Source organism: Helicobacter zhangjianzhongii (assembly GCF_030249855.1).
GTDB classification, from domain to species: domain Bacteria; phylum Campylobacterota; class Campylobacteria; order Campylobacterales; family Helicobacteraceae; genus Helicobacter_B; species Helicobacter_B zhangjianzhongii.
Genome location: NZ_JANURN010000004.1, coordinates 35,444 through 48,480, shown reverse-complemented (window position 1 = coordinate 48,480; position 13,037 = coordinate 35,444). Strand labels below are relative to the sequence as shown.

Sequence of the window (13,037 nt, the reverse complement as noted above, 5' to 3'; positions counted from 1 at the left end):
GCGCTATTTTAGCAGATTTTGGCTTTGGGCGTGTGGGCTAATGCTTTAGGGATTCTTGCTTTTCTTCTAGGAAAAAGTATCGCTCATAGCTAGAATCTAGCTCTTTGGTGATAGATTCTAGCTCCTTTGCCAATGCCACCACACCATAGCGCGCTAGGCTTGTCTCATCGCTAAGTCGCTGCTCGATTAGCTGCTTTTGTGCTTCTAGGGATTGTATGCGATCTGGTAGGCTATCTAGCTCGCGCTGCTCGTTGTAGCTAAGCTTTTTGGGCTTGGGCTTTTGGTTGGTGGATTCGGCTTTTGGGCTAGAATCGTGGATTGCTTCGCGCGCGCTGCGGTTACATACGCCAAGTATGCGCCCTTGCACGCGCTCGCAAAGCCCCGATTCTAGCTCCAAAATCCTAGAATCCTTTGCTGGCTCGCTTACATTTTTGGTGTTTAGCCCAGAATCCTTTGCTGACTTGTTGAGAATTTGCGCATTTTTATCGTCATTGCGAGCCGCTGCGTGAGTGGCGGCGTGGCAAAACAAGGGATACCGCTCGCCGTTAGGCGATGTTTCTTTAGAAAATCCTGCCGCCTGCGGCGTGTTTAGCCCAGAATCCTGTGCGGAGTTTTTTACACTTTGAGTGTTTTCCCTAGAATCCACTTTTTTACTTGCGGCGTGTTGTGCTGTCATTGCGAGCGGTGCTTGCACCGCGTGGCAATCCATACACTCTGCGCTAGCAGAATAACCACTCCTAGAATCCGCTTTTTGACTATGGATCGCCACGCCGACTTCATCGGCTCGCGATGACAGAGGGAGGGCTTCATCGGCTCGCGATGATGGAGTGGGGATAAGGCTTAAACTTTGGGCGTTTTTGTCAAAAGTGGATTCTAGGGATTGAGCCTGTTTTTCTTCTCCTAAGATTCTAGGACTTGCGGTGGGGCTGTGGGAGCTTTGCAAAAATTGTGGAAGGTTAGCGGACTCCCTGTCCGTGCCTTCCGCAAAAACACCAACACTGCCGCATTGCCCACCCAAGACCGAATCTCCGTTGGTAAAAGTGGATTCTAGCTGTTTGTAGTAGGCTATCTCTTTAAAATAATCAAGATACTGGCTAAAGCTTTGCAAGCTCTCTTCTACACTAGAATCCACTTTTGCTCCGCGCTTTGTGCCAGCTGCTCGAGAGGGGCTATGCAAAATTAGCAGCTTTTGGGCGAGCTTGTCTATAAAGTAGCGATCGTGGCTTATAAGCAGCAATGCCCCAGAAAAAGAGAGTAAATACTCTTCTAGGATATTGATTGTAGCGATGTCTAGGTCATTTGTAGGCTCATCTAAAAGCAAGCAGTCATACTGCTTGGTAAAAAGTAGTGCCAAGCTTACGCGCGTTTTTTCCCCGCCACTTAGTGCGCCGATTTTTTGTGTGAGCAAATCTTTGGGGAAGAGAAAGCTCTTCAAATACCCATAAATATGCATACTCTTGCCCTTTACCTCAATATGATCCCCACCATTTGGGCAAAAGGTCTCAATGAGACTCTTACTATCATCAAGCTCCTTGCGTGTTTGAGCGAAGTAGCCTATCTTTAGCTCTCCGCGCTTGATTGCCCCGCTTTGTGGCGCGATCTCTCCTAAAAAGACTTTAAGCAAGCTTGACTTGCCAGCACCATTGCGCCCGACTATGGCGATTTTATCCCCTTGTAGAATCCGCAGACTGCAATCTTTGATCAAAGGCTTCCCGCCCATACTTACGCATAGATTCTCACACTCTATGATCATTTTCTGTGCGTTGTGTGAGTGGGTGCGATTATGGTGCTTGCTCTCGCGCTCTAGCTCTAGGCGCATTTGGCGCATTAGGCTTGGATTCTGCTTTGCCTTAGCGCGCAGAAGCTCGACTCGCTCTTTGCGCAAGACATTGCGCTTCCTTCTTGCTTGCACGCCTTTATGCAGCCACTCTTCTTCTGCTTTTAGAAGCTTTAGCGTGCGGGAGTGCTCTTTGGCAAGGCTCTCTAGCATCGCGGCTTTTTGGGAAAGATACGCGCCATAGCCGCCGCGGAAATATGTGAGCCTACTAGAATCCACTTCGATAATCCGTCTCGCGCAATTATCGATGAAGTAGCGATCGTGGCTAATGAAGAGCACGCAGGCTTTAAGCGCGTTAAGCTTAGATTCTAAAAACTCTACAACTTCGACATCAAGGTGGTTTGTAGGCTCATCTAAGATATAGAGATCTGCTGGCTGCATAAGGATTGTAGCAAGTGCTAGTCGCTTAAGCTCCCCGCCACTTAGCGTGCCTATGGCGCGATCTTGCAGGTCTTTTAGGTGGAAGTTCTCTATAAGCTCTGTAATCCGCTTCTCCAAATCCCAGCCATCAATGGAGTCTAGCTGTGTGGTGAGAGTGCCTAGCTCGTTTAGAAGCTCTGTGTTTTGGGTAAGCTCCCTAGAATCTGCTTGCAAAAGTGCGTTAATCTCATCTACTCTCTTATGGATCGCTACTAGCTCCTGCAAGCTTGCTTCACACACTTCCCTAACGCTTAGATCCACTCTAAAATGTGGGTCTTGGGGGAGGATGCGCGCTACTAGATTGGGGCGCTTTGCTAGTGTGCCAGAATCTAGCGGCATTTGCTCGCATAGGATTTTTAGTAAGGTGCTTTTGCCTGCGCCATTTTTGCCAATGATCGCCACTTTTTCGCCATCATCAAGGCTTAGGCTGGCATTTTCTAGCACTTTGCGCGCGCCAAAGCTTTTGTAGGCATTGTGTAAAGAAAGCAGAGCCATTACTCCAGCACTCCGCTTGTATCAATACTATTGCGCAGGAGTTCTTGGGACTTTTGCAAAGCTTGCTGCTGCTGTTCTAAAAGCTTTGCACTCTCGTCATTTTTGCTCGGGGCTTGGGGGGCAGTGGGGGAGAGTATCTGTGGTGTGGTGCTAGGGTTTGTGCGCTTGGTAGAGGGGGCTTGAGTGGGTGAGAGTTGGCTAGGGAGTGTTCCTGCTGGCATTTTGACAAAAATGTCTTCATAGTTCTTGTCGCCGCGATTGTAGCGGATATAGACATCGCCGCTTTGGGTGTTGTAGAGATAGGTATCTTTCCCATCGCTAAACATCTCCCACGCGCCAAACGCGCTACTGACACAAAGCCCTAGAAGCAGGGCTTGAAGCAAGTATTGTTTATAGGCTTTCATTATGCCTCCTATGTGATTTCTAGGATATGCAAGCATATCACAAACGCGGATTCTAGGGCGATGTGCTAACCTTACCAGCGATAGCCTAGTGAAGCGGTATAGATAAAGAGCCCCCCAAGTCCCCCACTATGATAGAGCGAGCTCATAGACTGCTTATAAGTCCAGCTTCCAGCTAGCCCTAGATCAAAGCCCCTTAGATTGACTTTCGCCCCACAGCCTAGCATAAAGCCATCAGAATCCGGGATTCCAATTTTATCCTGCGCACTAGGTGCTGCATCATAGGCAGCTGACGCCATAAGGCGGATAAAGGGCGTCTTATAAGTCGCGCCTATGCGGAAAGTGTTAGTATCGCGCCAGCCTGCGCCCATATTGCTCACCACGCCAAAGTTCGCTATGCCTACCATATTTTTAAGCGTTTCACTATTAAAGACATCAGGCAGCGCGACAAGCCCGCTTAAGCCTTGATACTTGGCATTAGCAAAATCTGGCGAGACATTAAACTTAAACCCCCGACTCCAAAATGTCCGCTCATACACGCCCTCTAAGCGCAATCGTCTATTGAAAAACTCGTGCGCATAAGCAAGCGTCAAAATCTCTGGCATTTGCACAGCGATATTGAGATCTGCTATGGTAAGCACATTGCCCATCGCTCCGCCGACATAGGTGGTCGCTTCAACCTTGCCTTTCATATCGAACTTCACAGGCGAGTTATACACCACACTTGCCATACCATTATCAAATACACGCAGTGAAGCAGAGAGGCGATAGCCTGTGGCAAGGTCTTTGCCCTCGCTTTTTTGATAGACTTTAGAAGTGCCAAAAAGATTTGTTTTCTCCCCATCGACACTACTCATAAGCGCACCCCAATCTGTGCATTCTGCTCCACCAGTATCGCAACCTTTTATCTTAAATCCAAAAGCTTGCAAAATGCTTGTGAAAGGTATTCCTGCAATCTTCATATTTCTAATGGATTCTGGAATAAGTGCCTGCACTGCTTCTGGGTGCTTGGAGAGATCTTTAATCTGCTCTTTATCAAGCTGGATTCCTGTGCCTTTCTCATCTAGGGGGACATACACGACATTATTAAAGCTGCCCATCGCATACATCACCCGATAGCCAAAGCCAAAGGATAGGCGATCGTTTATCGTGTAGGACACGCTAGGGCTTGCCTCTACCATCATAATAAACACATCTTGTAAGAACTCCCCGCCTTTCCCTGCCCACTGCATAGCTAGCCCAGAGCTAGCCACAAAGCTCCCACCAAAGGTGATGCCATGCATCGTGCGGGATTTATAAAACATCTTTGGCACTGCTAGGGCGGTATCACCGGTGCCACCGGTTACGATTTGAGTATCTGGGGTGGAGTGCTCCAGGATAATGGGCTTATTTAAGTCATTTAAAGCCTCTAAGCCTATCCCACCACAAATTGCTTGACCGATACTATTGCCACAAAAATCAAAAATTCCTTGAATCGTGCTAGAATAATCCATTGTCGTCTTAGAATACAGCCCCTGATTTGTCGTGGCGACATCGAAGTTGAAGCCGGGGATATTGATGAGGCTTGTGGCTAGCTCAAACTCACTTTTATTCTCCCCCCAGTCGTTGCTAAAGCCCATATTCGCAGGATTGTAGTAGCTCGCATCTGCGCCGCGCGCGCCTGCGATATACGCGGAGCTAAGGGCAGTGGCATTTAGGCTTTGCTCTTGGATTTTAAAGCCATTGGCATAGATGTGAGATAGGGATAGGATGGGCAAAAAACAAGCGCGAGCAAGCATAGCAGAAAGTTTATTGACACAGCTCAACTCTTCACCCCCTATATAGCCTCCTTAGAATCTAGTAGATTAGAACACCACCGAGACAAATCCCATAAACTTCATATAGTTGATATTATAAATATCACGCCCGGTTTGGGTGGTGATGGCGTTTTGATCTAGTCCATCAGTGATCGCCCCTTGGGAAAACTCCGTGCCATCTTTGCGGTTTGTCATATTGCCCATAGTCCAGCGGAAGCCTAGGTTGATCACATTGCGCACTTTGTAGCCCACACCTGCTCCATAAATGAGCCCATCATAGCTAGTTTTGATCGTGGGGTGCTCGCCTCTGCCATTCACCCTCGTATAAGTATCTGTCATAAACTGCCACGCATAGCCCACAAGCCCCACAAGGTAGAATCCATTTTTCTCAAAGCCAATCATCGCCGGAAGCTCGACCCCAAAGCCTTGCACAGCTTGGGCGGTTTCTTTTGTCTCTAGGAATTTATCGGCGATAATGTTTGATCTACCATTTGCTTGCAAGTAGATAGGGAAGTTTAGCTCTGCACCGATAAGGAAGTTTAGCCCTAGGATAGTGGATTCTATGGTGCGGAGATAAGCGTGGTAGCCCACATCGACAGCGACATAGTTTGCCTGCCCTAAAGTCGTGTAAGAGCCGCCAACACTTGCTTCGTTGAATATATACCAGCGGCGTGCGGCGTTTTTGCTTGTGCTGCCATAGGTGGAGCCAGAGACGATAGAGCCGCTTGCGAAATTTTTGGTAAAAGAGCTCTGCTGGCTTTTCACGGATTTGTAGGTTTTGTTGGGATCTTTTGCGCCAAAGGCTAGGCTACATAGCAAGCTTGCTCCAAGGATTGTAGCTAGTGTGGTTGTAGCTAGGGATTTGGTGGGGGTTTGTGTGGTGATTGGCATTGTAACTCCTTTTGCAATTACTCTAAATTTGCTATGATACCAAATCGGCAGTAATAATTAGTAATTAAATATGCAAGAGATTCTAGCAAGCCTAAAGGGAGCGATGAAAGGGGATTGATTGAGAGCTACCACGCAAGATGTGTCGCAAAATGCACCAGCCATATCGCTTAAAACCCCACTGCTAGCCCTTAAGGCTTCAGCAGGTAGTGGCAAGACTTTCGCGCTTGCTACGCGCTATATCATCTTGCTTTTTCAAGGAGCTAGGGCGCATGAGATCTTAGCGATCACTTTCACAAGAAAAGCGACTAAGGAAATGCAAGAGCGCATACAAAACGCCCTGTGTGATCTAGCCCAAGGTGTGCAAGGAGCGTTTTACCAAAGCTTGCTAGCAGAGGGCTTTAGCCCACAAGAGATCGCCCACAATGCCCTTAGAATCTATCAGGCATTTTTACGCGATAGGGCGCGTATCCTTACAATTGATGCGTTTTTTACTACGATATTGAAGAAATTTTCCTATTTTGCGGGCTTGCGCGCGGATTTTACGATGATCGATGATGGGCAAAGTGCGCTAGAATCTATCAAAGAGAGCTTCCTAGAATCCAGTGCCAAAGGCTCTAGCCTAGAGTCTCTTGCTAAAACTTGTGCTGCGCTTGGGCTGGAGTTTGATAGGCTATTTTCTTTCATACAAGCAGGATTTGAAGATAGGCTGCATTTTTCCAATGCTATGCTTAAGCGATATAGAGAGCTTGATACAAATACACTACTTGCGCATTCTAGGGATAAGCAAGCGCGAGTGATGATCTTGCTCCAAGAGGTGCGACAGATCCTTACTAGTGCTGGGGAGCGACTAGAAATGCCCCTAAGCACTCAAGGCTATAATGCGCTAAGTTTTGCAAGCTTTGAAGAGTTCCTTGATAAAGATAAGATAACTTGGCTTATGCAAGAGCCAAGCGCATATCAATACTTCAAAAAAATCCTTACAAAAGATGAAGTTACCAATGTCCAAGTGTGCGAAAGAATTGAAGAGATCAAGCAGTGTATGGGCGAGATTTTTGCTAGCAAAGAGCGTGCGACACTCGCGCAAATCGCGCGTATGATCACACAATACTCCCTAGCCCACAAGCGCGTGCTAGCTGCAAGAAATATGCTAGGCTTTAGCGATTGTATGCTAGAGCTATATAGCCTGCTAGCACAAGAGCTAGAATCCAATTTAGAGCCTAGCGTGGATTCTAGGGATTTGGTGGATTCTAGGCTAGTGATTGACCCGCTATTTTTCTACTTTCGCCTAGATACGACAATCGCGCATATCTTAATCGATGAATTTCAAGATACAAACCCTATGCAATACCGCATTTTACAGCCACTAATTGATGAAATATGCGCGGGCTTTGGAGCGCACGGCAAGGAGCATAGGAGCTTTTTTATCGTGGGGGATAGCAAGCAGAGTATCTATCGCTTCCGTGGGAGTGAGAGTGGGTTTTTTGACAAGGTGGCAGGAGAGCTTAGGCTCAATGTGCAGAATCTCCCCTATAACTACCGCTCATATAGCGAGATCGTGGGCTTTGTGAATGCGGTGTTTGCTAGAATCTTTAGCGACTATATCCCCCAGCAGCTTCCCAAAGAGAGTGATAAAAATGGCGGCTTTGTGCGAGTGTGCAAGCTACATATCAAAAGTCAAAAAAGCAGCGGCAGAGTGAGCAAGCAAGAAGTAGAGCCGGCTATGCTTGATTATGCGATACAAACACTAGGAGAGTTGCTAGAATCTCGTGTCAATGCGCAAGATATAGCCTTTTTGTGCTTTAAAAATACAGAGGCACAAAGCCTGCGCAATGCCATTAAAGCACATTTCCCGCATATCAATATCGTGCTAGAAGCGCGGGCGAAAATCACTGATGAAAAAAGCGTCAAAGCCCTGCTATGTGCCTTGCAGCTAGCAAACTTTGTGCGCACGAAGCTAGAATCTAGGCTGGATTCTAGCGCATTGCTTGCTAGCGATGAAGCGAGATTCTATCTCTATAAGCTAGTAAAGCTCCTTGGTGGCAAGGCGTTTGTCTCTCCTAGCCCAAGCGCGATAGCACAGACATTTTTGCACGCCCTAGAGCGATGTCCTATTGATACAAAGCCAAGCCGCTATCTCCTAGCGTTTATCAAAGCATTTGGGCTTGGGGATAAGAGTGCGCAGCTGCTTTTAGAATATAGCCTAGAATCCAGCAGTATTGAAGAGCTTTTTACACAGCTAGAAGCGCAAATCCCCGATGCCCCCAAAGATGATCAGCAAGGCTTGCGGATCCTAACTATCCATAAATCTAAGGGCTTAGAGTTTCCCTATGTGGTGGTGCTTGATCGATTTAGCAAAGCTCCTAATGATAATGCGCAGATTCTACACACACAAGATAAAAAAGTCTTGCTACATTTGCAAGAGCTACACAAAAGGCGCAAAGAGCTTGATGAGCGATATAAACAAGCCCAAGAGCTACGCGCCACACAAAGCACCATAGAAGATAATAATGTCTTATATGTAGCTTGCACACGCGCACAAAAGGGGCTTATCATCATAGCAAGACAGGAGCAATCAAGTCTTTTGCCAATTATCAATAATCTCCCCACACAGCTAGAATCCACCCAGCAAGACCCCAAAGCCTCATCGACTAAAGCCCATAAACATAACGCACATACACCTATAACAACAGAGGCTAAAGATAGCGATCCTATCTTGCAAGAGTCGCTATATCACCCAGAGATTGTGCTAGAATCTGGGGCTATCATACAAAGCCAGATATTAAAGCCAAAGCCCAAAAGCACGCCACAAATCTTGCAACAAGAGCATTTTGGCAAGCAAGAATTCCCCGCCACACAAGCACAAGATGGCTTTGTGCCACATATCGCTAGTATGCGCTTTGGTGAGGCGTTGCATCTAGGGCTAGAGTATCAAGTAGGCTTTGGGGTGGCAAAAGAGCGCGTAAGAGAGATTTTGCGCTATAAGTTTGGGCTAGAATCCAGCGCGCTAGATGCGATAGATTCTCGCATACAAGCCTTAAGGAGTGATCCTAGATTTTTGGCATTGCTAGAGCGTGCTGGCGATAGTAAGGTGCTTGTGGAAGTGCCGCTTTTCACAGATTGGACACTAAGGCGGCTTGATGTGCTTGTGCATTGCGTGTGCGAAGATAGAGAGGAGTTTATCGTGGTTGATTATAAAAGCGGTGCGCCAAGGAGCGAGCATACAAAGCAGGTGCAAGAGTATATGCAGGCTTTGCGCTATGCGTATGGAGAGCAGATAGAGTGCCATGGCTATGTCGCTTATATCCGCGATCCTATACAAGTGGTTAGCGTAGTGTAAGGATTAGCGATGAATCAAGGACTCTATCTAGAATCTATCAATATTATGACAAAGGAATTTTTAGCCCAAAAGTCTTTTGATGAGTTTATCGCGAGGGTGAAGCCTGCGTTTGCTACGCTTTTGGCGCGTAATGAAGTGGAGAAAGATACTATTCGCAAGGCGATTATGGACTTTATGGCACAAAGAGGTATGAAAGCTCTTGTGATGTTTGGGGCAAATGACATTACCATTAAATGCAGTATCATCAATCGCGATAAAAACGCGTATGTGGATTTTCTTATGCGTTTTCTTGATGAAAAAGGCTATATTGATCGGCTAAAAAGTGGCGATAATAGCTGCTTGAAAGAGATTTTCTTATCACTGCAAGACACAAAGCTATCAGGCGATCTTATCAAAGATATTGTGCGTGGTGGGCTAAAGAGAGTGCTAGGGCTTGGCGATAGAGATGGGCTGTTTTTCCACGATGTGGAGCCATTGGTCAAAAACTTTGACTTTGAGCTTGTGCAAAATAACGCCCAAATCCGCGAGATGACAAAATCTGCTCGTATAGATTCCCTGCTTGATGAAGCCACAAAAGTGCATATTGATCGCGCATTAAAAGAGAAAAATATGGAGCTAGTCATCAAGCAAATCACGCAAGAGCTGATTGATAGCAAGCTAGCGGTGATGCGTGCTATGGATTTTTTGGGGGCATTTTCTTTCCTCTATATACAAGAGTTTGTTAAGCAGCTTCAAGGGCTAGAGCTACACTTAGGCGCACGCGTGCTAAACTGCTATGGCGCAGAATCTTACCGAGAAAATAGAGAGCAAATTTGTGAAGAAATCGCGCAAGAAGTGCTGCATAGGCTAGATTCTGGGGAGGTGTATGCTAGGGAGTTTGTGGCGTTTTTTGACGGGAAGAAAAAGATCTTTAATGGTAGGGAGTTTTATGTCCCTGTGATTGAAGATGTGGATTCTAAGATTTGGGGGCTTAGTGATATTGAATTTATCTTGCATTCTGAAAGAGACATTAACCAAGCTTTGCAAAAGCACCGACAAAATATCGCCGATGCGCAAAAACGCTTGCTTGCAATCGATCAAGAAGTCCGCGATAATAACGCGATAATCCAAGAAAAGCAAGAGCAGATCCAAACCCTAAGCCAAGAATATGAAGAAAAAAAGACCCAGAGCCTAGCCTATGAAAAAGCCGATATAGAAACGCGCAATGCTATGACAAAAATCATCAACTCTCTCTTGCAAAAAAAGATCCAAACACTTGATACAATCGCTTCACTAAAGGGCAAAAACACCGCCTTGCAAGAAGAAAAATACACAATGCAAAATACGCAAAAAAACGCCCAAGCAGAAATCACGCTCATCACTAGAGAAAATAAGCAGAGTATCTATCGCTTTGGCAATCTTTTGCACGCTTTGGGCGGGCGTATTTGCGCCCTTATCATAGAGCTAGATAGCTATGCATAAAAGCTTTGAATCTCAAGCAAAAATCCTGCTGCTTTTTATCGCATTTGGATTCTTACTTGTGTGCATTATCGCGTTTTTGGCGTTGCTTGGGCTAAAAGATGAGTATGATAAAAACCTAGCAAATCACTTGCAAAAATCCCACTCCCTGCAGCAAATCCAAGCCTACTACCACGAGCTAGCACTTGCTCCAAGCAAGCCCCTAGATCAAGGCATTGTGCTAGAGCATTGGGCAGCGTATAAAAGCGAGCCGCGCGAGCGCACAATCATCGCTAAATTTAAGCAGTTATATCAGCAGATATTTTTGCGCCAAGAAGTTGAGAAAATGGCTAGTTTGCGCCAAAGACAGCTAGGGCTTATAGAAGAGCTGGATTCTAGAATCCACAATCAGCTAGCGCACAAAGCCCCCAATCGCACAAGCACAAAATCCAAAGAATTGCTACACGAGATCACCCAGATCATCGCTACACTAGATAAGCTTGTGCAGACAGATATTGCTAGGGCTTTGCTTGCTACTAAAATCGCAGATTCTCTCTACAATGCCACGCTATGGCTGCTTTTTGTCTTTGCGTTTTTGGTGAGCTTTGGGACGCTGTATTTTGCCTCTCTTGTGCTGGGCTTTGTGCGTGGGGTCAATCACAAGCTCCAGCAGACAATCGATGCCCAAACAAGTGAGCTTAAGCTTACTAACCAGAATCTACAAAAAACTATCGCCTATGAGATCGAGCAATCGCGCAAAAAAGATCAAATTATGTATCAGCAAGCCCGTCTTGCCTCAATGGGTGAAATGATCCAAAATATCGCGCACCAATGGCGGCAGCCGCTTAACTCACTCATTATTCTCTTTCAAAGTTTCAAGCTCAAATATGAGCAGCAAAAGCTTACCGATGACTTTGTCGCTAAAGAGACAGAATTTGCCTTGCAGATTGCCAAAAATATGTCTGATACCATTGAAAATTTCCGCAACTTTTTCCGCCCAAATCTCGCCAAAGAGAGATTTTCGCTCACGCAAAGCATACAGGATTCTATCCGCTTGATTCAGCCTACTTTAGAGCAAAACAATATCGAAGTATTTTTCACTTATACGCAGGAGTTGGAGATGGTCGGCTATGAAAATGCCTTTGCCCAAGTGGTGCTAAATATCATCAAAAACTCCCAAGATATTTTCACCAAAGAAGATGCCACAGATAATGCACCTGCGGGCGTGGTGCAAATCACTTTAAAACAGCTAGAGCAAAATTGTGATTCTACGCCTTTTGCTCTGCTAGAGATTATGGATAATGGCGGTGGTATCACACTTGCAGATATTGATAAAATCTTTGAGCCATATTTCACGACAAAGCATAAGTCCATTGGCACAGGCATAGGGCTATATATGGTTAGGCAAATTGTGGAGAGACAAATGGGCGGAAGCATAGAAGCGCGCAATGGTGCGTGGCGGTGTGAGCAAAATGGGCAGGAATTGTATGGCGCGATTTTTATGATAAGATTTCCATTATATTTTCAGCAGGATAGTTAATGCAAGAGTTTGCAGAATTGCGAGATTTGAGTATTTTGTATGTTGAAGACAATGATGATGTCTCGCGTGTAACAGCAATGGTGCTAGAAGACTATATGGGCAGAGTGCTACTTGCTAAAAATGGCACACAAGCTTTAGAGCTGTTTAATACTCATCATATTGATATTATCCTTACAGATATTCTTATGCCAAAGATGAATGGCATAGAGTTTGCACGCCTTGTGCGCCAAAGCCCCCATAATGCCAAATGCCCCATTATCATCGCCACCGCACACACAGAAGTGAGCTACTTGCTTGATGCTATAAGCCTGCAAGTTGAAGGCTATATCTTAAAGCCCCTTGATGTCAAAGAGCTGCTATCCACACTGCATAAGGCGATTTTACCCCGCCTACAAGCCCAAGAGATCCGCGATAAAAATCTCTTGCTAGGGGCGATTGCGACATTTGTGGGAGGCAAAAAGATAGAGATTATCCAATTTCTCTTCACGCATTGCGATAAGGATAATATGTTTTATGGCTCGTATGAAGACATTATCGAGCAGCTCAATGTCAGCAAGCCCACGATTGTAAAGACATTTCATCAGCTTATGGAAGTAGGGCTACTTAGCAAAATCCGCAACAAAGTCTATCGTATCAATATGCCTCAGGGCTAGAATCCTAAAAGCTAGAATCTATATAGGCGTATGTGGCAATAAACAAAAAAGGCTTAGAATAAATCTGTGAATGAGGTATTTATTTGAAGTTTTTAGATGGCTTTGCTCGGCGTTTGCTTGGGTGTGTCTTTGCTTAAGCAATTTTGGACAGCTTGGCTAAAAGGCAAATAATCTCTTCAATCTGGATTTTATATAGTGTATCTGCATATACAATGCGCTCTTGGCGTGTT

At 45.7% G+C, this 13,037-nt stretch carries 8 protein-coding genes; 4 read left to right on the top strand and 4 right to left on the bottom strand.

The genetic code is table 11. The features are described from left to right. Positions 1-37 precede the first annotated feature (37 nt). The 4 genes from abc-f to NYG90_RS04890 all read right to left on the bottom strand — a co-directional run bounded on the left by abc-f (position 38) and on the right by NYG90_RS04890 (position 5,840). On the bottom strand, positions 38-2,752 hold the full coding sequence (abc-f, locus tag NYG90_RS04905; RefSeq protein WP_285264768.1) for a ribosomal protection-like ABC-F family protein: 2,715 nt from the start codon (positions 2,750-2,752) through the stop codon (positions 38-40). Next, positions 2,752-3,156 (bottom strand): hypothetical protein, encoded by a 405-nt coding sequence (locus NYG90_RS04900; RefSeq protein ID WP_285264767.1) that lies wholly within the window; start codon positions 3,154-3,156, stop codon positions 2,752-2,754. Before NYG90_RS04900 ends, abc-f begins: the two co-directional genes overlap by 1 nt. A 71-nt stretch (positions 3,157-3,227) precedes the next feature. Further along, positions 3,228-4,931, bottom strand: a complete 1,704-nt coding sequence (locus NYG90_RS04895; RefSeq protein ID WP_434062728.1) for an OmpP1/FadL family transporter — start codon at positions 4,929-4,931, stop codon at positions 3,228-3,230. A gap of 66 nt (positions 4,932-4,997) precedes the next feature. Then, complete coding sequence (locus NYG90_RS04890) at positions 4,998-5,840, bottom strand: hypothetical protein (protein WP_285256866.1); 843 nt, start codon at positions 5,838-5,840, stop codon at positions 4,998-5,000. Positions 5,841-5,958: 118 nt separating this feature from the next. Here NYG90_RS04890 and NYG90_RS04885 point away from each other — a divergent pair, with 118 nt between their 5' ends. Genes NYG90_RS04885 through NYG90_RS04870 form a run of 4 tightly spaced genes read left to right on the top strand, consistent with a single transcriptional unit; the run spans position 5,959 to position 12,807 of the window. Beyond that, positions 5,959-9,177 carry a UvrD-helicase domain-containing protein gene (locus tag NYG90_RS04885; protein ID WP_285256867.1) on the top strand — a complete coding sequence of 1,073 codons (3,219 nt, stop codon included), beginning with the start codon at positions 5,959-5,961 and terminating at the stop codon, positions 9,175-9,177. A gap of 9 nt (positions 9,178-9,186) precedes the next feature. Continuing rightward, complete coding sequence (locus NYG90_RS04880; protein WP_285256868.1) at positions 9,187-10,638, top strand: hypothetical protein; 1,452 nt, start codon at positions 9,187-9,189, stop codon at positions 10,636-10,638. After that, positions 10,631-12,154 carry a sensor histidine kinase gene (locus NYG90_RS04875; protein ID WP_115011627.1) on the top strand — a complete coding sequence of 508 codons (1,524 nt, stop codon included), beginning with the start codon at positions 10,631-10,633 and terminating at the stop codon, positions 12,152-12,154. The genes NYG90_RS04880 and NYG90_RS04875 overlap by 8 nt, the downstream gene beginning before the upstream one ends. Continuing rightward, a complete protein-coding gene (locus NYG90_RS04870) occupies positions 12,154-12,807 on the top strand; it encodes a response regulator (protein ID WP_285256869.1) in 654 nt (217 codons plus the stop codon). Before NYG90_RS04875 ends, NYG90_RS04870 begins: the two co-directional genes overlap by 1 nt. Positions 12,808-13,037 lie beyond the last annotated feature (230 nt).